Genomic DNA, 19,678 nt, shown 5'->3' with positions numbered 1-19,678 from the left:
CTCCCAGGTCATCATCATCGGCGCTGGCGCCGCAGGACTGATGTGCGCCATGAGCGCCGCCGCGCGCGGTCGTCAGGTATTGCTGATCGACCACGCCAACAAGGCCGGCAAGAAGATCCTCATGTCCGGTGGCGGGCGCTGCAACTTCACCAACATGTACTGCGAGCCGGTCAACTTCCTCTCGCAGAACCCGCATTTCTGCAAGTCGGCGCTGGCGCGCTTCACCCAGTGGGACTTCATCGCCCTGGTGGCCAAGCACGGCGTGCCCTACCACGAGAAGAAGCTCGGCCAGCTGTTCTGCGATAACAAGTCCAGCGACATCCTCGGCCTGCTGCTGGACGAGTGCGACCAGGCTGGCGTCGACCTGCGCCTGGATACCTCGGTGAGCGAGATCGCCCGTCTCGACGAAGGCGGCTACCAGTTGCAGACCAGCCTCGGCCTGGTCCGTTGCGAATCGTTGGTGATCGCCACCGGCGGCCTGTCCATCCCGACCCTCGGCGCCACCGGCTTCGGCTACCAGGTCGCCCGCCAGTTCGGCCACAGCGTGCTGCCGACCCGCGCGGGCCTTGTGCCCTTCACCATCACCGACCCGCAACTCAAGGCCCTGTGCACCGAGCTGTCCGGCACCTCGGTGGAGGACTGCCGCGTCAGCTGCAACGGCCAGAGCTTCGTCGAGAACATCCTGTTCACCCACCGCGGCCTCAGCGGCCCGGCGATCCTGCAGATTTCCTCCTACTGGCAGCCCGGCGACACCATCAGCATCGACCTGCTGCCGCGCATCGACCTGCCGGTCTGGCTGGCCGAGCAGCAGCGCGAGCGCCCCAACAGCGAGCTGAAGACGCTGCTGGGCGAGCTGTTCACCAAGAAGATGGCCGGCCTGCTGGCCGAACAGTGGTTCGTCTCCAAGCCCATGAAGCAGTACACGCCCGCTGAGCTCAAGGTGATTGCCGAGCGCCTGGGCGATTGGCAACTGGTGCCGGCGGGCACCGAGGGCTACCGCACGGCGGAAGTCACCCTGGGCGGCGTCGACACCCGCGAGGTGTCCTCCAAGACCCTGGAGTCGCTGAAATCCCCCGGCCTGTATTTCGTCGGCGAAGTGCTGGACGTCACCGGCCACCTGGGCGGCTTCAATTTCCAGTGGGCCTGGGCGTCGGGCTACGCGGCGGCGCAGTTCGTCTAGGGCTGGCGACCGGTCGAGCGGCAGCCTCGGTCGTTCCGCATCAAGTGCGGCGGCGCGCCGCCTCTAGACTCGGGAACCAGGCCCGGCCAGCCCGGCACGGGCATCGAACCCGGAGCCGCCATGCCAACCCTTGCCAGCCGCACCCTCGACATCGGCCTTGAGCGCCAGGGCCGCATCGACCTCGCCTGCGCCTTCCGCTGGGCCGCGCGCCTGAACCTGCACGAAGCCATCGCCAACCACTTCAGCCTGGCGCTGTCCGCCGATGGCCGGGACTTCCTGATCAACCCCTATGGCCGGCATTTCTCGCGGATGCGCGCCGGCGACCTGCTGCGCCTGCACGCCGACGACCCCGACGCGCTGGACCGCCCGGACGCACCGGACATTACCGCCTGGGCCCTGCACGGTGCGTTGCACCGCAACAACCCGCAGGCGCGCTGCATCCTCCATGTGCACTCGAAGTACGCTACCGCCCTCGCCTGCCTGGCGGATTCGCGCCTGCCGCCCATCGAGCAGAACAGCATGCGTTTCTTCGAGCGCGTGGTCATCGACGAAGGCTTCGACGGCATGGGCCTGGGCGACGAGGCCGAGCGCGTCAGCCGGTTGCTGGGCGACAAGCCGATCCTGCTGATGGGCAACCACGGCGTGCTGGTCGCGGCACCCAGCGTGGCCCAGGCCTTCGATGACCTCTACTACTTCGAGCGTGCCTGCGAGGTCTACCTCACCGCCCTGGCGACCGGCCGACCGCTGCGCATCGCCAGTGACGAGGTGGCGCGCAAGACCATGGGCCAGTGGCTGGACTATCCAGGGTTTGCCGAACGGCACTTTGCCGCGCTGCGGGAGATGCTGCTGGAGAGCGAGCCGGAGTTTGCCGAGTGAAGCACCCGCGAATCCCTGTGGGAGCGCCCCATGGGCGTGATCGCGGGCCTGGCCCGCTCCTGCAGAAACGCAGTCTCAGGCCTGCGCAGGAGCGGACAACGCGCAGTCAGGAGTCCCGCCCCAGCGGCTGGCGCATCACCGGGGCACTGTAGGTCTGGGTGCGGTCGGCACTGGGTGGGCAACCGAAGTGCGCGCGGTAGGCACGGGAGAAGTGTTCCAGTGAGCCAAACCCGGAACTGGCCGCCACTTGCGCGACGCTGAGGCGCGTCTGCTGCAACAGGCTGTGCGCGCGCCCCAGGCGAAGGACGATGTAGTACTTGAGCGGCGACAGCCCGGTGTGCTGCTTGAACTGGCGCTCCAGCTGGCGCCGCGAGAGGCCGACACGCTCGGCGATGGCATCACATTCCAGCGGCTCCTCCAGCGCCTGCTCCATCAGCGCGATGGCGCGCCGCACCTTGCCGCCATGGGCGTGGGCGTCGCTCTGCCGGCCCTGCAGCTGGTGCGCGCCGGGTTCGCGAGTCTCGCCCAGCAGCAGGTGCATCGCGATCTCCCGCGACAGGTCGGCGTCCACCCGCTGGCCGATCCAGCCCAGCATCAGGTCGAGGATGGCGCTGGCTCCGGCGCAGGTCAGGCGCTGGCGGTCGAGGGTGTAGAGCTGCGCGCGGGCCTGGACCTTCGGGTAACTCTCCTGGAAGCCTTGCAGGTTGTCCCAGTGCACCGCTGCCGGGTAGCCGTCGAGCACGCCGGCGGCGGCCAGCAGTTCGGTGCCGGTTTCGATGCCGGCCAGCGTGGTGCCGAACGCCGCCTGCCGGCGCAGCCAGCTTTTCAGCGGGCGATTGCGCGCGTGCTTGTGCACATCGAAGCTGGCGATGACGAAGCAGGCATCCCAGCCGCGCTCCGCGTCGATGGCCTCGTGCACCGCGCTGGTGAGGCCGTTGCTGGCGGTCACCGGCTCGCCGTCCAGCGACAGCAGCTGCCACTCGAACAACGCCTCGCCGCCCAGCCAGTTGGCGATGGCCAGCGGCTCCACTACCGCCGCCAGCCCCAGGCCGGGGAACGACGGCAGCAGCAGGAGCGCGACGCGCAAGGGCTCGCGGCGAAACCGGGAAGGCGGTGAAACACTGGCCATGCGGACTCCTCAGCGCTGCCGGCTGTGCCAGTGCGGGTGCAGCCAGACCGGGACGTTGGCCGCCTGCAGTGGCGGCAGCCCCCGGATCATATCGCTGGCCTTCTCGGCAATCATCACTGTCGGCGCATTGGTGTTGCCACTGACGATACTCGGCATGATCGACGCGTCCACCACGCGCAGCCCCTGCAGCCCGTGCACGCGCAGCTGCGCATCGACCACCGCCTCGGGATCATTGGCCGGGCCCATCTTGCACGTGCCGCTGGCGTGGTAGCCGGTCTCGGTCACCTGCCGCGCCCAGGCGTCCAGCTCGGCGTCGCTGCGGGCCAGCGGGCCGGGCGTCAGTTCCTCGCCGGCGAAGGCACGCATCGCCGGTTGCTGCATCAGTTCGCGCACCAGCCTCGCGCCGGCACGCATGTCGGCACGGTCCTGCTCGCTTTGCAGGTAATTGAAGAGGATGCGTGGCGCCTGCCGTGCATCGCTGCTGCGCAGGGTTACGCTGCCCAGGCTGGTGGGACGCATCAGGTCGATGTGAACCTGGAAGGCATGGTCCGGCACCGGTGCCACGCTGCCCGGCTGCACTGCCAGCGGCATGAAGGTGAGCTGCAGGTCCGGGTGCTCGACGCCGGCGCGGGAACGGATGAAGGCACCGGCCTCGAAGTGGTTGCTCGCCGCCAGTCCGTCATGGCTGGCGAACCAGCGCGCGCCGATCCACCACTTGCCCGGTGCGCGGGTCCAGGGGTAGATCGACACCGGCGCCTTGCAGCGGAACTGCACGACGCTGTCCGGGTGGTCGTTGAGCCGCCGGCCGACGCCGGGCAGGTCATGCTTCACCACGATGCCCAGCGCGCGCAGCTCCTCTGCCGGGCCAACGCCCGAGAGCATCAGCAGGTGCGGCGAGTTGATCGCCCCGGCCGTCAGCAGTACTTCACGCTCGGCCCGCGCCGTCAGCGTCCGGCCGCTCTGCGCATACTCCACGCCCACCGCGCGCTCGCCTTCGAAGAGGATGCGCAGCGCCAGCGCGTCGGTCGCCACTGTGACATTGCCGCGCCCCAGCGCCTCGCTCAGGTAGCCGCGCGCAGTGCTCCAGCGCCGGCCCCGGCGCGTGGTGCGGTCGACCGGACCGAAGCCCTCCTGGCGATGGCCATTGAGGTCTGCGCTGCGCGCGTATCCCGCCTCCTCGCCCGCTGCGACGAACGCGGCGCACAGCGGCGTGTCGATGTCGCCAGGCGTGACGTGCAGATGCCCCGCGTCGCCGTGGTAGGCATCGGCGCCGTTAGCGTGGTTCTCCGAGCGGATGAAGTACGGCAGCACCCGCTGGTAATCCCAGCCCTCGCAGCCCTGGGCCGCCCAGCTGTCATAGTCGCGGGCATGGCCACGGATGTAGACCATGCCGTTGATCGAGGACGATCCACCCAGGGTTCGCCCACGCGGCGTGGCGATGCGCCGGCCGTCCAGGTAAGGCTCGGGCTCGCTGCTGTAGCTCCAGTTGAAGCGCGTACCGCCGACCACCATGCCGACCGCCGAGGGCATGTCGATGGTCCAGCTTTTGTCCGCCGGGCCCGCTTCCAGGAGCAGGATGCGCACGGCCGGGTCGGCACCCAGGCGGTTGGCCAGCACGCAACCAGCCGAACCCGCACCCACGATGACGTAGTCGTAGTCCATGGCCATTCCTCAGCGCTGCGCGCCGTGGATGCCCTGGAACACCAGGCGGTGGAAGTGATGCACCAGGTGCTCGCTCTCGTTGCTGCGCTCGGCGTCGATCATGTAGCGCCCCTGGTCGTAGCCCATGGAGCGCAGGCCCTTCTGCACGCTGATGTTGAGGGCGATGTCTTCGGGCCCCAGCTCCTCGTTCATCCAGCGCATGCAGGCCTTGCTCACCTCGGCGGTCTGCGCGTTGGCCGAGTAGTAGCCGAAGCGCAGCAGCGAGCGCTCGGCATCCAGCGGCACCATGATGAAGGTGCCGAGGAACTCGGAGAACGGGAAGGTGTAGAAGGTGTTGTTCGGCCACATGCCGATATTGAAGAAGCACTCGTCGGGGTTGAGGTCGCTGCGCAGCTTCACCCCATAGGCCTCGCCGGCCTCAAGATTCGCCGGGGCGATGTAGGTCCACCAATTGTCACGCTTGCTCAGACGGTAGCCCTTGAAATCGATCAACCTGGCCAGGTCGATATGGCACGGCCCGGAGAGCTTGAAGTGATAGCCCTCGATGGAGTTATCCATGATCACCTTCCAGTTGGCTGGGACGATGACGTCGGCCTCCTCGATCAGGCGCATCTCGGCCAGGTTCGGGAATACGCGGTGCATTTCCTCGTCCGCGCCGGGGAACAGCTCGGCCAGCGACGGCGCGCTGGGGTCGAGGTTGAAGTAGAGGAAGCCGCCCAGTTCCTCCAGGCGTACCTGCGGGATGGCGAACTCCTCCTTGTCGAAGTTCTTGATGCGCTCGCAGCGCGGCGCACTGCGCAGCGACCCGTCCATCTCGTAGCACCAGGAGTGGTAGGCGCAGCGCACGATGCCACCGGTGTTGCCACGACGCTCCTCCAGCAGGCGGTTGCCGCGGTGCTGGCAGACGTTATGGAAGGCACGGATGTCCCCGGCGCGGCTGCGGGCGATGACGATGCTCTGGTCGAACAGGTCGCAGACCACGTACTGGCCGATCTCGGCGAACTCGCTCAGGTGCCCGGCGACGTGCCAGGAGCGCAGGAAGATGTTGTCGCGTTCGGCCTTGAACAGCGCCTCGTCGAAGAAATAGCGCGACGGCAGGGTGAAGGCCTGCTCCGGGTCCTGGCGGTCCCAGCCGTCGATGGAAGTACGCGGTTTCAGGCTCTCGATGGACGACATGCTCGACTCTCCTCGGCTTCTTCTGGCGTGGCCGGCTCATGGTCCGGCGGCTCGGTTCGAGGACAAATCTAGGGGCGCGCCTGCGTCCGCTCTTGATGAAAAACGACAAGTTTTCCGGCAGACGCATCAAGGCGACGTAGCGGGCAAACAGGCTCTGGCAGCAAAGGATGCATGGCTGTCCGGATTCGCTCCCTCGCCCCTGTTGTCCCCTGAGGGCTGCGGATTTCCAATGGCATGGAGCGCGACGCAGCCCGCTTCGCACCTTGGAAACCCAGCCCAGGAGCCCGCCATGAGCCTCGACCTGAACGGCGTGAAAGTCCCCGACAGCGCCCTTGCCAAGGCCATCACCGAGATGGTCCGCGATAACGCCACCCCGCTGCTCTTCCACCATTCGTCCCGCGTCTACTACTGGGGAGCACTGACCGGTGCGCGCAAGGCGCTGACGTTCGACGCCGAACTGCTCTATGCCGGCGCGATGTTCCACGACATGGGCCTGATGCCGCGCTACTGCAGCCAGTGCGAGCGCTTCGAAGTGGATGGCGCCGACTGCGCCGCCGAGTTCCTGCGCAGCCACGGCATCGCCGAGAGCGATATCGACACGGTGTGGACCGCCATCGCCCTGCACACCACGCCCGGTATCCCGCAGCACATGAAAGCGGAGATCGCCCTGGTCACCGCCGGGGTGGAAATGGACGTGCTGGGCCTCGCCTACGATCAGTTCCCCGACGCCCAGCGTGACGCCGTGGTCGCCGCCCATCCCCGCGGAGGGCAGTTCAAGCAGGACATCCTGCAGGCCTTCTACGACGGTATCAAAGCCAAGCCGGAAACCACGTTCGGCAACGTCAAGGCCGACGTCCTGGCGATGAAGGATGCAGACTTCGTGCGCGGCAACTTCTGCGACGTGATCCTGAAGTCCGACTGGGCCAGCTAGGTCCTAGCAGTCACGGGCGTGCCCAGCACACCGGGTTCGCCCAGCAGCTGCGTCAGCCACTGCATGAACGCCCGTACCCGCTGCGGCAGGCGGCGGTGGGCATAGAGCAGGGAGATTTCCATGGGCGGCAACGGGATGTGCTCCAGCACCGGCACCAGCCGCCCCGCTTCCAGGTCATCGAGCACGCCATGGACCGGCACCTGGATGATGCCCAACCCACCCATCGCCGCGCTTTCGTAGGCCTCGGCATTGTTCACCGACAGCGCTCCCCCCATCGGCACGTAGCGCACCTCGCCTTGGTGCAGGTACTCGAAGCCCGGTGGCCGCGCGCCCAGCACCGTCACGTAGTGGATCAGCTGGTGCCCGGCGAGGTCGTCCAGCGACTGCGGCACGCCGTGTTCGGCGAGATAGGCAGGACTGGCGCAGGTCACCTGCGGGAATTGCCCGAGTGTGCGCGCCACCACCGACGGATCGTTCACCGAGCCGACCCGCACCACGCAATCGAACCCTTCGCGCACCAGGTCGACGCGGCGGTCCGTGCAACTTACCTCCAGTTCCAGCGCCGGGTGCCGCGCGAGGAACTCGCCCAGGCGCGGCATCACCAGCTTGCGCGCCATCACCGTCGGCATGTCCACCCGCAGGCGGCCACCGAGGGCTTCGTCGTCCTGCCGGAACAGTCCCTGGAGTTCATCGAGCTGGGCCAGCATGTCCTTGCTGCGTTCATAGAGGACCAGGCCATCCTGGGTCGCGGTGACACGCCGGGTGGTGCGCTGCAGCAGGCGCGTACCCAGCAGTTCCTCCAGTGCCTGGATGTGCTCGGAGACAGTGGAACGTGGCAGGCCGAGCTGCTCGCCAGCCTGGGTGAAACTGGCCAGCTCGGTGACGCGAACAAAGGTGCGTAGCAGGTCGGGACGGATCATCGGCGACTCTCTCTGGGAATTGCCACCAATTGTTCGGTAGCACCGACCAGTATTTCCGATTTCAACGGGTTTATCACGCCCCAATCGAACAATAAGCTTCCCTCACTCCCACCCGCTCTCCCCCCAGATAAAGGAGCTTCGCCATGACCCGCAAGATCGCTCTCATCACCGGCGCCAGCCGTGGCCTTGGCCGCAACGCCGCCCTGCACCTCGCCGCTGCTGGCGTCGACATCATCGGCACCTACCGCAGCCAGGCCGACGAGGCTCACGCCGTCGCCGCCGAGATCGAACAGCACGGCGGCCGCGCAGTGATGCTGCACCTGGACGTGGCGGACAGCGCCAGCTTTGCCGCGTTCGCACAGCAGATCGGCACCACCCTGGGCGAAACCTTCGGTCGCCAGCACTTCGACTTCCTGGTGAACAACGCCGGTATCGGCCTCTACGCCAGCTTCGCCGAGACCAGCGAGGCGATGTTCGACCAGCTGATGAACATCCAGCTCAAGGGCCCGTTCTTCCTGACCCAGAAGCTGCTGCCGCTGATCGCCGACGGCGGTCGCATCCTCAACGTGTCCAGTGGTCTGACCCGCTTCTCGCTGCCCGGCTACGCCGCCTACGCGACCATGAAGGGCGCCATGGAAACCCTGACCAAGTACCAGGCGAAGGAACTGGGCGTTCGCGGCATTGCGGTGAATATCCTGGCTCCCGGCGCCATCGAGACCGACTTCGGCGGTGGCCAGGTGCGCGACAACGCCGAGTTGAACCAGCAGATCGCCGGCAACACCGCCCTGGGCCGCGTCGGCCTGCCGGACGACATCGGCGCGGTGATCGCCGCCCTGCTCTCCGACGGCAGCCGCTGGATCAACGGCCAGCGCGTGGAGGCTTCGGGCGGCATGTTCCTCTGACGCACACAGCGGCATGAGCTGGGTGCAGGTGCGGATAGCGTCCGTTCCTGCACCCATGGTTGCCTCGATCATCGGCAAAGGGCCGCCGGGCCGCGCCCCCCGTCGAGTGGTTCCTCAGGCAGCCGGAAGCGTCTGGACCGGGGATTCTTGCAGAATCCACAATGCAATTTCTTCGGTAAATTTCTGCAACATTCTGTTACCCCCTCTAGTCTAGAGGTGCGCGTGGAAGAGACGAACGACCGTCGCCAGCGACCAGATCGCTGTGCGCCGTACCTTCGCGAGCCGCGCCACTCCTTCCTCTTCGGTCGGCAGTGCTCATATCCGTGAACTGATTCGGCAGGGCCCGCGGGTCGCTTCAAAGCGGTCGGCGCAACCTGCCTCAGGAGCCTCAATGACCAAGCAAGCCAAGGGCTTCACCCGGCGGCAGTTGCTGAAATCCTCCGCCGCATCCCTGGCCGTTGGCGCCGCCGCCAGCAGCCAGGCCGCCACCGTGATCGGGACGCCGAAATGGCTGCCCTTCGACCATAACGGCCCGCTGCATTACGACAGCCCTGGCTGGCAATTCTTCACCGCCGAGGAGGCAAGGGAGGTGGAGGCCATCGTCGAGCAGCTGATCCCCGCCGATGAGTTGAGCGTCAGCGGCAAGGACGCGGGCTGCGCCGTGTTCATCGACCGCCAGTTGATGAGCGACTACGGCGACTTTGGCCGCCTGTACATGACCGGTCCCTTCACGCCGGGTACGCCGGCGCAGGCCGACCAGTCGCCGCTGGTGCCGCGCGAGCGCTATCGCATCGGCCTGGCGGCGCTGGGCAAGTACTGCCAGGGTACGTTCCAGAAGAACTTCAGCGCGTTGCCCGGCGAGCAGCGCGACCAGGTGCTGACGGACCTGGAGAAAGGCGCGATCACCCTCGACGGCATCGATGCCAAGCTGTTCTTCCAGCAGGTGCTGGACAACACCATGGAAGGCTTCTTCGCCGACCCGATCTATGGCGGCAACCGCGACATGGTGTCCTGGAAGATGCTCGGCTTCCCCGGCGCGCGCTACGACTACCGCGACTACATCGCCCTGCACAACCAGAAGCTGGACCTCGTGCCGCTCTCCATCATCGGCAGCTCCGCCTGGACGAAAAAGGGATAACCACAGCATGGCCAAGAAACTACCTTCCACCGATGTCGTGGTCGTCGGGCTCGGCTGGGCGGGCTCCATCGTCGCCCACGAACTGGCCGATGCCGGCCTTGAAGTCATCGGCTTCGAACGCGGCCCCTGGCGCGACACCGCCAGCGACTTCAACCTCGCCTCGGCAGCCGACGAACTGCGCTACAACCGCCGTCAGGAGCTGATGCTGCGCACCCGGCAGAACACCTGCACCATGCGCAACAAGGAATCGGAAACCGCCCTGCCCATGCGGGTCTGGGGCTCGTTCCACCCCGGCAACGGCACTGGCGGCGCCGGCAACCACTGGGCCGGCATCACCTTCCGCTTCCAGCCCGAGGAGTTCCGCCTGGCGAGCCACCTGAAGGAGCGCTATGGCAAGGAAGTCCCGGCCGAACTGACACTGCAGGACTGGGGCACCACCTGGGAGGAGATGGAACCGCACTACGACGCCTTCGAGCGGCTGGCCGGCGTTTCCGGCAAGGCCGGCAACCTCAATGGCAGCCTCGTCGAGGGCGGCAATCCGTTCGAGGGCGCGCGCTCGCGCGAGTATCCCAATCCGCCCACCGCGCAAACCTACGCCCCGACCCTGTTCGCCGAGGCCGCGCGCAACCTCGGCTACAAGCCCTTCCCGGTGCCCTCGGCGCTGGCCTCCCAGGGCTACACCAACCAGTTGGGCGTGACCATGGGGCCGTGCACCTTCTGCGGCTTCTGCACCAACTACGGCTGCGCCAACTACTCCAAGGCCAGCGCCATCGTCAACGTCATGCCCGCGCTGATCCGCAAGCCCAACTTCACCGCCCGGACCAACTCGGAAGTGCTCAAGGTGACGATGGACAGCACCGGCACCCGCGCCACCGGCATCGTCTACGTCGACTCCAGCGGCGACGAATGGGAACAGCCGGCAGACATCGTGGTAGTCGCCGCCTTCATCTTCGAGAACGTGCGGCTGATGCTGCTCTCCGGCGTCGGCGAGCCCTACAACCCGATCGCCAATACCGGCACCACCGGGCGCAACTTCGCCTACCAGACCGCCAACAGCGTGAAGCTGTTCTTCAAGGACAAGAACTTCAACCCCTTCATCGGTGGCGGCGCCATCGGCATGGGCATCGACGAATTCAACAACGACAACTTCGACCACTCCGGACTCGGCTTCGTCGGTGGCGGCAGCACGCGGGTGACCCCGATCGGCGCCGCGCCCATCGACTCGCGCCCGACGCCGCCCGGCACCCCGTCCTGGGGCGCAAAGTGGAAGAAGGCCACGGTGGAAAGCTACCTGAGCAACATGTCCATCGGCTGCGAGGCCAGCAGCTACACCACACGCGGCAACTACCTGTCGCTGGACCCGAACTACAACGATCCCCACGGGCGGCCATTGCTGCGCATCACCTTCGACTTCCCGGAAAACGACCTGCGGATGGCGCAGTACTGCACCGACAAGGTGGCCGAGATCGCCCGCAGCATGAACCCGCAGCAGATCGTCCCGGCGCCACGCACGGGCCCCTGGTCCAACACGTCCTACCAGTCCTCGCACATCGTCGGCGGCTTCATCATGGGCGCCGACCCGAAGAACAGCTCGGTGAACAAGCACCTGCAGGTCTGGGGCGTGCCAAACCTCTTCGTCGTGGGCTCCTCGGCCTTCCCGCAGAACCCCGGCTACAACCCCACTGGCACCGTCGGCGCACTGGCCTTCAAGGCGGCCGATGCAATCCGCCGGCTGTACCTGAAACGCCCTGGGGAGATGATCAGCGCATGAAGACCCTTCTCTCTCTCGGCACCCTCGCCCTGCTCGGCCTCAACCTGCAGCCAGCCTTCGCCGGAACCGCCGCGGACTCCTACAACCTGGTGGAGAAAGGCCGCTACCTCGCCGTGCTCGGCGACTGCACCGCCTGCCACACTCTGCCCGGCCAGGCACCGTTCGCCGGCGGCGTGGCCATCGACACGCCGTTCGGCAAGCTGGTGGGCGCCAACATCACACCCGATGCGGAAACCGGCCTCGGCCGCTGGAGCTTCGAGGACTTCCAGGCGGTGATGTCCACCGGCCACGGGCGCAACGGCAAGCGCCTCTACGGGGCCATGCCCTACACCGCCTACACCAAGGTGCGCCGCGAGGACAACCTGGCGCTCTGGGCCTACCTGCAGACCCTGGAACCGGTGCACAACCCGGTGGAAACCAACCAGTTGCCCTTCCCCTTCAGCGTGCGTACCAGCCTGATCGGCTGGAACTGGCTGAACTTCACCCAGGGCGAATTCGTCCCCTCGCCAGACAAGACGCCGCAGTGGAACCGCGGTGCGTATCTTGTGCAGGGCCTCGGTCACTGCGGCACCTGCCATACGCCGAAGAACCTCCTGGGCGGCGACGACAACGATCGTTTCCTCGCCGGCGCCAACCTGCAGGGCTGGGTCGCCCCGGATATCACCGCCAATCCCCACAGCGGCATCGGCCAATGGAGCACCGAAGACCTCGTGCAGTACCTGAAGACAGGCGCCAATCGCTTCGACATCGCCTCTGGCCCCATGGCCGAAGCGGTGGAGAACTCCACCCAGCACTGGAGCGATGACGACCTGCTGGCCGTGGCGGTGTACCTCAAGGATGGCGCCGCGGCGAAGGCCGCACCGACACCGGTGGCGGCGAACGACGCCGCGATGGTGGCGGGCAAGGCGATCTACGCCGACCGCTGCTCCGCCTGCCATGTGAGCAACGGCGAAGGTGTGAAGAGCCTGTTCCCGACGCTGGCCGCCGCACCGCTGGTCAACAACGACGACCCGACCTCGCTGATCCGCGTGGTACTGGCCGGCAGCCGGGCCGGTGGCACCGATGCAGCCCCCACGTCACCGGCCATGCCCGCGTTCGCCTGGAACCTCGACGACCAGAACGTCGCCAACGTACTGACCTACGTGCGCAACACCTGGGGCAACGCGGCGGCGCCGGTCACCGCCAGCCAGGTGGCGGACCTGCGCAAGGAACTGGCCCAGTAAGGTGCGGCAAGACGCCGGAGCGGACGCTGTCCGCTCCGGCGAGTCCCGCTCTCCCGGTTTCTGCAGGAGCGGGCCCGCGAACCCCTCCCCGGCTTCGCGCTGCCCGGCGCTCCCCCGCCCCTGCGAACGCCCGGCGCGCGGGCGTGGTGATCACTTCAGGCGACGCTCGGCGGCGATCTCCGGCAGGTCGGTGCGGCGCAGGTAGGTGAGCAGCGCCTCATTGAGGTTCAGGCGGTCGTGGATGTTCTGTTCGGCGAGGATCTCCAGGCACTCGCGGCTCAGGGTCATCACCGCGCCGTGCTTCGGTGCCCAGACGAACTCGCAGGCCGGGCGGATACTGTCCTCGGCCACGTCCATGCCGAAGGAGTCTTCGCTGAAGCGCACGATGTACTTGCCGGTCTTGAGGTTGAAACCGACGAAGCCAGACAGCCCGTCGGCGGCGTTGCAGATATCGCTGGAAGTGATGGCCATGCTGCCCCCTGGATTTGTTCTGTTTTGGATTCGCACGCAGGAGGTCCCCGCTTCTGTGAACGGGTGAACCTTGAATTCTGACAGTGTTGCCGGCGCCTGCTCAGGGGCCGGTTGTCGCACCCGGCGCTGTTGCCTGGGCAACAGTGGGCCAGCAGCGTTGCGCCCGACGGAACAGCCGCTGCTGTCCCGCCCATTCGCCAAGTTCCTGATCCGCCGGGAATTCCCTCCCATGGCACGGCTTTCGCTCTGGACCCCCTGCGGCACCTTCGCCGCTGTGCAGCCCCGAGGAGCCCGAGCCATGAGCCAGCAACCGATCCGTTTCGCCTACTGGGTCCCCAACGTCAGTGGCGGCCTGGTGGTCAGCAAGATCGAGCAACGCACCCACTGGGACATCGATTACAACCGCCAGCTTGCGCGCATCGCCGAAGACGCGGGGTTCGACTACGCACTGACGCAGATCCGTTTCACTGCCGGCTACGGTGCCGAGTACCAGCACGAATCCGTGGCCTTCAGCCACGCGCTGCTGGGCGCCACCGAAAAGCTCAAGGTGATTGCCGCCATCCTCCCCGGCCCCTGGACGCCCGCACTGGCGGCCAAGCAACTGGCGACCATCGACCAGCTCACCGGCGGGCGCATCGCAGTGAACATCGTCAGCGGCTGGTTCAAGGGCGAGTTCCAGGCCATCGGCGAACCCTGGCTGGAGCACGACGAGCGCTACCGTCGCTCGGAGGAATTCATCCGCGCCCTGAAAGGCATCTGGACCCAGGATGACTTCAGCTTCCACGGCGACTTCTACCGTTTCCACGACTACAACCTGAAACCCAAGCCGCTGCAGCGCCCCCACCCGGAAATCTTCCAGGGCGGCAGCTCGCGGGCCGCACGCGACATGGCATCGCGGGTGTCCGACTGGTACTTCACCAACGGCAACAGCGTCGAGGGCATCAAGGCGCAGGTGGACGATATCCGTGAAAAGGCGGCGGCCAACGGGCACTCGGTGAAGGTCGGGGTGAATGCCTTCGTCATCGCCCGCGACACCGAAGAGGAAGCCCGCGCGGTGCTCGCCGAGATCATCGACAAGGCCGATCCGGAAGCGGTGAACGCCTTCGGTCATGCCGCGAAACAGGCCGGAGCCGCCTCGCCGGAAGGCGAAGGCAACTGGGCCAGGTCCAGCTTCGAGGACCTGGTGCAGTACAACGACGGTTTCAAGACCAACCTGATCGGTACGCCGCAGCAGATCGCCGAGCGCATCGTCGCGCTCAAGGCGGTGGGCGTGGACCTGCTGCTGACGGGCTTCCTGCACTTCCAGGAAGACGTGCGCTACTTCGGCGAGAAGGTGCTGCCACTGGTGCGTGAGCTGGAGCAGAAGAAGGCGCGGCAGACCGAGGCGGCCTGACTCCGGCGTTTCCCCGTAGGAGCGGGCCATGCCCGCGATCGCGCGCATGGCGCGCTCCTACAGGGAGCGTTGCTCAGGCGCCCTGCGTCAGGTGTCGGGCAATCGCGGAACGCAGCGGCGGCAGGTTCTGCGCCAGGCGCAGGCCGGCGTTGCGCAGCAGGCGCACCGGCGGGCGCGGGTCGGTGTACATGCCGACGATCAGGCGGGTGGCCTGGTACAACGGCCAGGTCGCCAGGCGATGTGCCATGGCATAACGGCGCAGCGGCCAGGTGCCGCCAATGTCGCCGCCACGACGATGGGTCGCGAGAATTTCGTTGGCCAGCCGACGCTGGCTCTGCAGGCCGAAGTTGAAACCATGCGCGGTGACCGGATGCATGCCGACGGCGGCATCGCCGATCAGTGCGCTGCGCGGGCCGACGAAGCGATCCGAGTACACGCCCACCAGCGGGTAGCTGTGGCGCGGGCCGAGCAGTTGCATGCCGCCCAGGCGCCGGTCGAAACGGCGCTCCATCTCATGGGCGAAGGCCCCTTCGTCGAGTTCCAGCAACGGCGCCATCTCGCGCTGCGGCAGGGTCAGCACCACCGAAGAGCGGTCGCCATTGATCGGCAGCAGCGCCAGGGTCTGGCCGTAGCCGAACCACTCCCAGGCGACGTTGTGGTGTGGTTTCTCGTGGGCCATGCGGCAGACCATCATGGTCTTGCCGAAGTCTTCCATGTGCGCGCCGATGCCGAGCATGCGGCGGGTCTCGGAGAAGCGGCTGTCGGCCGCCACCAGCAGGCGCGCGTGGACACGGCTGTCGTCGTCCAGGGTCAGCGACACACCGTCCTGCTGCACCTGCAACGTGCGCAGGGCACGACCACAGACGAGCGAGACATCCGCGCACTCATGCACCGCGTCGAAGGCGACACGACGGATCATCTGGTTGGACACGAAATAGCCCAGTTGCTCCGCGCCGGCGTGCTCGGCCTCGATGCGCAGGGTGAACAGCGACGGGCCATTGAGCACCTGGGCATCACGCAGCGGCGAGACCTCCTCGGGGTCGATCCGCGACCACATCCCCAGGCGCTGCAGCTCGGCGCGGGAGGCGTGGGTCAGGGCGATCTCCCGGCCGTCCTCGGCAGGCTCGGACACGGCGGCCAGCGGCTGGCGGTCGATCAGCAGGATCGACAGGCCATTGCCCGACAGCGAGCGGGCCAGGCAAAGCCCGGCGGGGCCGGCGCCGACGATGGCGATGTCCACGTGCATGGGTGACTCCTTTCGCGAGGATGGGCGGTCCCGGAGTCTAGGCTGGCCACTGGCCGGTTTTCTTGCCGTGGATCAGTGGCCTGCGGCGAATACCTCCAAATAGGCGGGCCTGAACGGCAAAGACCTAGATCGACAGCCGCACGCCCCGCTGCGGATCGATCACCGTCGCGCCCCGGCGCTTGTTCACCACCAGCTCGCCAATCTCGATCAGCCGCGTGCGCGTGACGTTGCGGCTCAGGCCGAGCAGGTTGGCAGTGTGCACCTGGTTGCAGTGACAGAAACGATAGGCCGCGCGCAGCAAGGCGTCTTCCACCCGCGCGTGCAGGTTGCCGCCCTGCTCCTCGAACAGCCGCTGGAACGCCTGCTGGAGCATCTGCTCGGCACCGAGGGACTCCAGCCGTGGCTCCTCGCTGCGTTCGATGCGCAGGTTGGACAGGTGCAGGTCCTCGGCCCGCACCATGCCGTCACGGCAGATCAGCAGCGTATGGTGGATGACGTTTTCCAGCTCGCGGATGTTCCCCGGCCACGAATAGCTGCGCAGCTTCTGCGCGGCCTCGGCGCTCAGCTGGCTCTGCCCGTAGCCCAGGCGCCGGCTGTACTCGGCGATGAAGTGACGGGTCAGCGGGAGGATGTCGCCGGGCCGCTCGCGAAGCGGCGACAGCTCCAGGCTGACGACGTTGAGTCGGTAGTACAGGTCCTCGCGGAAATGCCCGGCGTTGATCGCCTTCTCCAGCTGTACGTTGGTGGCCGCCAGCACCCGCACATTGATCGGAATGCTCTTGCGCGAGCCCAGGCGCACCACTTCGCGCTCCTGCAGCACGCGCAGCAGCTTGACCTGGATCGGCATCGGCAGGTCGCCGATCTCGTCGAGGAACAGCGTGCCGCCGTCGGCCTCCTCGAACCAGCCGGCCTTGGCCGCCAGCGCACCGGTAAAGGCGCCCTTCTCGTGACCGAACAGCTCGGCCTCCACCAGGGATTCGGAGAAGGCCCCGCAGTTCACCGCCACGAACGGCCCGCTGCGTCGTGCGCTGAGGTTGTGGATGTGCCGCGCCACCAGCTCCTTGCCGGTGCCGGTCTCGCCGATGATCAGCACGCTGGCCTCGCTGGGAGCCACCTGCTGCAGATGGTCGAGCAATGCCTGGGACTTCGGGTCTTCGAAGACCTGGGCCGTGGCGCGGATGGAGGTGGCCAGTGCGGGGGATTTGGGCAGGGTCAGCAGACCCTCGGGAGTGGTCGCATTCATGAGTAGAAAGTCGGTTGCGGCAGTTGCTGATTCAGCGCCCAGTCGCCCAGCTCGCGGATCTTGTAGTCCACCGGGTCGTGCAGGGTCTGGGTGCGCAGGTTGCGCCAGTAGCGGTCGATGCGCAGCGCGGCATGGGTGGAGCGCGCACCGGTGACCTCGAACAGGCGATTGCAGATTTCCAGGCCGTTGCGGGTGGCCGCGACCTTCGCGGTGGCGATGGCCACGGCCAGCCGGCCGCGCTCCTCGGCGTCCAGCGTCGCACCTTTGCTCCAGGCCTGGTCGAGCAGTTCGGCGGCGCGGCGCACCAGCAGGCGGGTGCTTTCCAGGCCGACCCAGAATTCGCCGTAGTGTGCGAGCACATAGGGGTCCTCGCCGACCGTCGGGACGCTGGCGCGGAACCATGGGCGGGCTTCCTTGAGCGTGTACTGACGCGCCTCCTCGAACGCGCCTTCGGCGATCCCGAGGAATACGTGGCTGAAGATCAGCTGGGCGATCAGCGGCCGCAGGCAGGCGAACGGCGTGCTCAGCGGGCCCGGGTCGAGCAGCAGCTCGCTTTCCTCCACTCGCACGCGCTCGAAAGTGGCGCTGCCGCTGTCGGTCTGGCGCTGGCCCATGTTGTCCCAGTCGTGGGCCAGGCTGATGCCGCTGCGCGCCGTGGGAATGGCCGCGATCAGCAGCTTGCCACCTTCGCCGTCCAGCGCCGAGGCAATGAGCATTTCCGAATCCAGCGCACCGGAGCAGAAGCTCTTGCGTCCGGAGAACTCGCGCCAGCCGGAAAAGCTGCGCGACACGGTGCGGGTATCCAGGGGGTTGAGTGCATTGCCCCAGAACCATTGGTTGCGCGCGGTCAGCTCGAACCACGGCTGCCACTGCTCGGGGCGGGAGAACAGGCGCACGGTCGCCAGCATCAGGTGCTGGAAGCCGAACACGTGGGCGATGGAGCTGTCGACCACGGCGAACTGGCGGACGATATCCAGCGTGGTGCTCCAGTCGGCGCCCAGGCCGCCGTATTCGGTGGGGATGATCAGCGACAGCAGGCCGCTCTGGCGCAGCGCATCGCGCTCGGCCTTCGGCGTGCCGCCACGGATGTCGCGCTCGGCGGCGGTTTCGGCGAAACCGGCGGCCAGGCGCTGGGCAATTTGCCGGGGAGCCGGTGCGAGCTGCCCGGATGTCTGTGCGTCGAGCCGCGTCTTGGCGTTCACGCTCTCTTCCTCTTGAGTCGATTCAGGGCGCGCCGGGCCCCTGCCCGGCGCGTCGGTGGGCAGGATCAGCCGGCCTTGCGGCCGGGCAGCACATCGTTGGCGATCATCTCGCCGAACGGCCCGGTGAGGTTGGTCACGCCGCGGCCGGCCAGGCTCGCATAAGGCTCCGGCAGCAGCGGGAAGACCAGCTCGGCGAATCGGTAAGCCTCTTCCAGGTGCGGGTAGCCGGAGAAGATGAAGCTGTCGATCCCCAGGTCCGCATACTCCTTGATGCGCTCGGCAACCTGCTGCGGGTCGCCCACCAGCGCAGTACCGGCGCCGCCACGGACCAGGCCAACACCGGCCCAGAGGTTGGGGTAGATCTCCAGCTGGTCACGACGCCCGCCGTGCAAAGCAGCCATGCGCCGTTGGCCTTCAGAGTCGAAGCGGGAAAAGGATTTCTGCGCGTTGGCGATGGTCTCGTCAGAGATGTTGGCGATCAGCCTGTCGGCAGCCTTCCAGGCTTCCTCGGCGGTCTCGCGGACGATCACGTGCAGGCGGATGCCGAACTTCACGCTGCGGCCCTGCTTCGCGGCCTTCTCGCGCACGTCGGCGATTTTCTGCGCGACCGCTTGCGGCGGCTCGCCCCAGGTCAGGTAGACGTCCACCTGCTCGGCGGCCAGGTCGTGGGCCTCGGCCGAGGAGCCGCCAAAGTACAGCGGCGGATAGGGCTTCTGGATCGGCGGATAGAGCGCCTTGGCGTTCTCCACCTGCAGGTGCTTGCCGGCGAAGTCCACGGACTCGCCCTGCAGCACGCGGCGCCAGATACGCAGGAATTCGTCGGTGACTTCGTAGCGCTCGGCATGGCTCAGGTGGATACCATCGCCACGGTTTTCATCCGGGTCGCCGCCGGTGACCACGTTGATCAGCAGGCGTCCGCCGGAGAGGCGATCCAGGGTCGCCGCCATGCGCGCGGACACCGTCGGCGAGATGATCCCCGGACGAATCGCCACCAGGTAACGCAGGCGCTCGGTGAGCGGCGCCAGGGCCGAGGCGACCACCCACGAGTCCTCGCAGGAGCGACCGGTGGGAATCAGCACGCCGTAGTAGCCGAGTGAGTCGGCGGCCTGGGCGATCTGCTTGAGATACGGCAGCGATACCGGGCGCGCGCCCTCGCTGGTGCCGAGGAAGTGACCGTCGCCATGGGTGGGCAGGAACCAGAACACGTTCATCGAT

Annotated in this window: 17 protein-coding genes; 8 read left to right on the top strand and 9 right to left on the bottom strand. The window is 67.2% G+C overall.

Translation table 11 applies throughout. From position 1 onward, the window contains the following. Positions 1 to 40 precede the first annotated feature (40 nt). Positions 41 to 1,180, top strand: a complete 1,140-nt coding sequence (locus tag AC1ZV1_RS13015) for a BaiN/RdsA family NAD(P)/FAD-dependent oxidoreductase (RefSeq protein WP_484297557.1) — start codon at positions 41 to 43, stop codon at positions 1,178 to 1,180. A 120-nt stretch (positions 1,181 to 1,300) separates the two neighbouring features. Beyond that, complete coding sequence (locus tag AC1ZV1_RS13010) at positions 1,301 to 2,056, top strand: class II aldolase and adducin N-terminal domain-containing protein (protein WP_484297091.1); 756 nt, start codon at positions 1,301 to 1,303, stop codon at positions 2,054 to 2,056. Positions 2,057 to 2,162: 106 nt separating this feature from the next. Here AC1ZV1_RS13010 and AC1ZV1_RS13005 read toward each other — a convergent pair whose 3' ends face one another. The 3 genes from AC1ZV1_RS13005 to AC1ZV1_RS12995 are packed head-to-tail and all read right to left on the bottom strand — an operon-like array spanning position 2,163 to position 6,023. After that, positions 2,163 to 3,185 (bottom strand): GlxA family transcriptional regulator, encoded by a 1,023-nt coding sequence (locus AC1ZV1_RS13005; protein ID WP_484297090.1) that lies wholly within the window; start codon positions 3,183 to 3,185, stop codon positions 2,163 to 2,165. Positions 3,186 to 3,194: 9 nt separating this feature from the next. Continuing rightward, positions 3,195 to 4,853 carry a choline dehydrogenase gene (locus AC1ZV1_RS13000; protein ID WP_484297089.1) on the bottom strand — a complete coding sequence of 553 codons (1,659 nt, stop codon included), beginning with the start codon at positions 4,851 to 4,853 and terminating at the stop codon, positions 3,195 to 3,197. Between the two features lie 3 nt (positions 4,854 to 4,856). Further along, the gene (locus AC1ZV1_RS12995) at positions 4,857 to 6,023 is read right to left on the bottom strand and encodes an aromatic ring-hydroxylating oxygenase subunit alpha (protein ID WP_484297088.1); all 1,167 of its coding nucleotides are present in this window, start codon (positions 6,021 to 6,023) and stop codon (positions 4,857 to 4,859) included. Positions 6,024 to 6,312: 289 nt separating this feature from the next. Between AC1ZV1_RS12995 and AC1ZV1_RS12990 the strand changes: the two genes are divergently transcribed. Then, the gene (locus AC1ZV1_RS12990; protein WP_484297087.1) at positions 6,313 to 6,954 is read left to right on the top strand and encodes an HD domain-containing protein; all 642 of its coding nucleotides are present in this window, start codon (positions 6,313 to 6,315) and stop codon (positions 6,952 to 6,954) included. Here the strand turns inward: AC1ZV1_RS12990 and AC1ZV1_RS12985 are convergent. After that, complete coding sequence (locus AC1ZV1_RS12985; RefSeq protein ID WP_484297086.1) at positions 6,951 to 7,874, bottom strand: LysR family transcriptional regulator; 924 nt, start codon at positions 7,872 to 7,874, stop codon at positions 6,951 to 6,953. The two genes, AC1ZV1_RS12990 and AC1ZV1_RS12985, sit on opposite strands and share 4 nt — an antisense overlap. Positions 7,875 to 8,017: 143 nt before the next feature. Here AC1ZV1_RS12985 and AC1ZV1_RS12980 point away from each other — a divergent pair, with 143 nt between their 5' ends. The 4 genes from AC1ZV1_RS12980 to AC1ZV1_RS12965 all read left to right on the top strand — a co-directional run bounded on the left by AC1ZV1_RS12980 (position 8,018) and on the right by AC1ZV1_RS12965 (position 12,908). Further along, entirely contained in the window at positions 8,018 to 8,776 is a 759-nt protein-coding gene (locus AC1ZV1_RS12980) for an SDR family NAD(P)-dependent oxidoreductase (RefSeq protein ID WP_484297085.1), read from the top strand. 391 nt (positions 8,777 to 9,167) lie between these two features. Beyond that, the gene (locus AC1ZV1_RS12975) at positions 9,168 to 9,914 is read left to right on the top strand and encodes a gluconate 2-dehydrogenase subunit 3 family protein (protein ID WP_484297084.1); all 747 of its coding nucleotides are present in this window, start codon (positions 9,168 to 9,170) and stop codon (positions 9,912 to 9,914) included. A 7-nt stretch (positions 9,915 to 9,921) separates the two neighbouring features. Beyond that, positions 9,922 to 11,685, top strand: a complete 1,764-nt coding sequence (locus AC1ZV1_RS12970; protein ID WP_484297083.1) for a GMC family oxidoreductase — start codon at positions 9,922 to 9,924, stop codon at positions 11,683 to 11,685. After that, positions 11,682 to 12,908: a c-type cytochrome gene (locus tag AC1ZV1_RS12965; protein ID WP_484297082.1), complete on the top strand. Its 1,227-nt coding sequence runs from the start codon at positions 11,682 to 11,684 to the stop codon at positions 12,906 to 12,908. Before AC1ZV1_RS12970 ends, AC1ZV1_RS12965 begins: the two co-directional genes overlap by 4 nt. A gap of 150 nt (positions 12,909 to 13,058) precedes the next feature. Here the strand turns inward: AC1ZV1_RS12965 and AC1ZV1_RS12960 are convergent, their stop codons facing one another. Next, complete coding sequence (locus AC1ZV1_RS12960; RefSeq protein WP_484297081.1) at positions 13,059 to 13,379, bottom strand: DUF2025 family protein; 321 nt, start codon at positions 13,377 to 13,379, stop codon at positions 13,059 to 13,061. Between the two features lie 298 nt (positions 13,380 to 13,677). Here AC1ZV1_RS12960 and sfnG point away from each other — a divergent pair, with 298 nt between their 5' ends. After that, positions 13,678 to 14,772 carry a dimethylsulfone monooxygenase SfnG gene (sfnG, locus tag AC1ZV1_RS12955; protein WP_484297080.1) on the top strand — a complete coding sequence of 365 codons (1,095 nt, stop codon included), beginning with the start codon at positions 13,678 to 13,680 and terminating at the stop codon, positions 14,770 to 14,772. Positions 14,773 to 14,845: 73 nt separating this feature from the next. Here the strand turns inward: sfnG and ubiM are convergent, their stop codons facing one another. From ubiM to ssuD, 4 genes are all read right to left on the bottom strand, one after another. Continuing rightward, a complete protein-coding gene (ubiM, locus tag AC1ZV1_RS12950) occupies positions 14,846 to 16,018 on the bottom strand; it encodes a 5-demethoxyubiquinol-8 5-hydroxylase UbiM (RefSeq protein ID WP_484297079.1) in 1,173 nt (390 codons plus the stop codon). A gap of 124 nt (positions 16,019 to 16,142) precedes the next feature. Continuing rightward, the gene (locus AC1ZV1_RS12945) at positions 16,143 to 17,261 is read right to left on the bottom strand and encodes a sigma-54 interaction domain-containing protein (RefSeq protein ID WP_484297078.1); all 1,119 of its coding nucleotides are present in this window, start codon (positions 17,259 to 17,261) and stop codon (positions 16,143 to 16,145) included. Then, positions 17,258 to 18,463, bottom strand: a complete 1,206-nt coding sequence (locus tag AC1ZV1_RS12940) for an acyl-CoA dehydrogenase family protein (protein WP_484297077.1) — start codon at positions 18,461 to 18,463, stop codon at positions 17,258 to 17,260. The genes AC1ZV1_RS12945 and AC1ZV1_RS12940 overlap by 4 nt, the downstream gene beginning before the upstream one ends. Positions 18,464 to 18,528: 65 nt before the next feature. Continuing rightward, complete coding sequence (ssuD, locus tag AC1ZV1_RS12935) at positions 18,529 to 19,674, bottom strand: FMNH2-dependent alkanesulfonate monooxygenase (RefSeq protein WP_484297076.1); 1,146 nt, start codon at positions 19,672 to 19,674, stop codon at positions 18,529 to 18,531. Positions 19,675 to 19,678: the final 4 nt, after the last annotated feature.

This window comes from Pseudomonas sp. BB438, assembly GCF_057180225.1.
This window is presented reverse-complemented; position numbering and strand designations above follow the sequence as displayed.

Excerpts from the sequence above, each read along its gene's own strand:
- ssuD (WP_484297076.1), bottom strand. The coding sequence starts at position 19,674 with ATGAACGTGTTCTGGTTCCTGCCCACCCATGGCGACGGTCACTTCCTC.
- AC1ZV1_RS12990 (WP_484297087.1), top strand. The coding sequence starts at position 6,313 with ATGAGCCTCGACCTGAACGGCGTGAAAGTCCCCGACAGCGCCCTTGCC.
- AC1ZV1_RS12985 (WP_484297086.1), bottom strand. The coding sequence starts at position 7,874 with ATGATCCGTCCCGACCTGCTACGCACCTTTGTTCGCGTCACCGAGCTG.
- AC1ZV1_RS13000 (WP_484297089.1), bottom strand. The coding sequence starts at position 4,853 with ATGGCCATGGACTACGACTACGTCATCGTGGGTGCGGGTTCGGCTGGT.
- AC1ZV1_RS12965 (WP_484297082.1), top strand. The coding sequence starts at position 11,682 with ATGAAGACCCTTCTCTCTCTCGGCACCCTCGCCCTGCTCGGCCTCAAC.
- AC1ZV1_RS12980 (WP_484297085.1), top strand. The coding sequence starts at position 8,018 with ATGACCCGCAAGATCGCTCTCATCACCGGCGCCAGCCGTGGCCTTGGC.
- AC1ZV1_RS12960 (WP_484297081.1), bottom strand. The coding sequence starts at position 13,379 with ATGGCCATCACTTCCAGCGATATCTGCAACGCCGCCGACGGGCTGTCT.
- AC1ZV1_RS13005 (WP_484297090.1), bottom strand. The coding sequence starts at position 3,185 with ATGGCCAGTGTTTCACCGCCTTCCCGGTTTCGCCGCGAGCCCTTGCGC.
- ubiM (WP_484297079.1), bottom strand. The coding sequence starts at position 16,018 with ATGCACGTGGACATCGCCATCGTCGGCGCCGGCCCCGCCGGGCTTTGC.
- AC1ZV1_RS12970 (WP_484297083.1), top strand. The coding sequence starts at position 9,922 with ATGGCCAAGAAACTACCTTCCACCGATGTCGTGGTCGTCGGGCTCGGC.
- sfnG (WP_484297080.1), top strand. The coding sequence starts at position 13,678 with ATGAGCCAGCAACCGATCCGTTTCGCCTACTGGGTCCCCAACGTCAGT.
- AC1ZV1_RS12945 (WP_484297078.1), bottom strand. The coding sequence starts at position 17,261 with ATGAATGCGACCACTCCCGAGGGTCTGCTGACCCTGCCCAAATCCCCC.
- AC1ZV1_RS12995 (WP_484297088.1), bottom strand. The coding sequence starts at position 6,023 with ATGTCGTCCATCGAGAGCCTGAAACCGCGTACTTCCATCGACGGCTGG.
- AC1ZV1_RS13015 (WP_484297557.1), top strand. The coding sequence starts at position 41 with ATGTGCGCCATGAGCGCCGCCGCGCGCGGTCGTCAGGTATTGCTGATC.
- AC1ZV1_RS12975 (WP_484297084.1), top strand. The coding sequence starts at position 9,168 with ATGACCAAGCAAGCCAAGGGCTTCACCCGGCGGCAGTTGCTGAAATCC.
- AC1ZV1_RS13010 (WP_484297091.1), top strand. The coding sequence starts at position 1,301 with ATGCCAACCCTTGCCAGCCGCACCCTCGACATCGGCCTTGAGCGCCAG.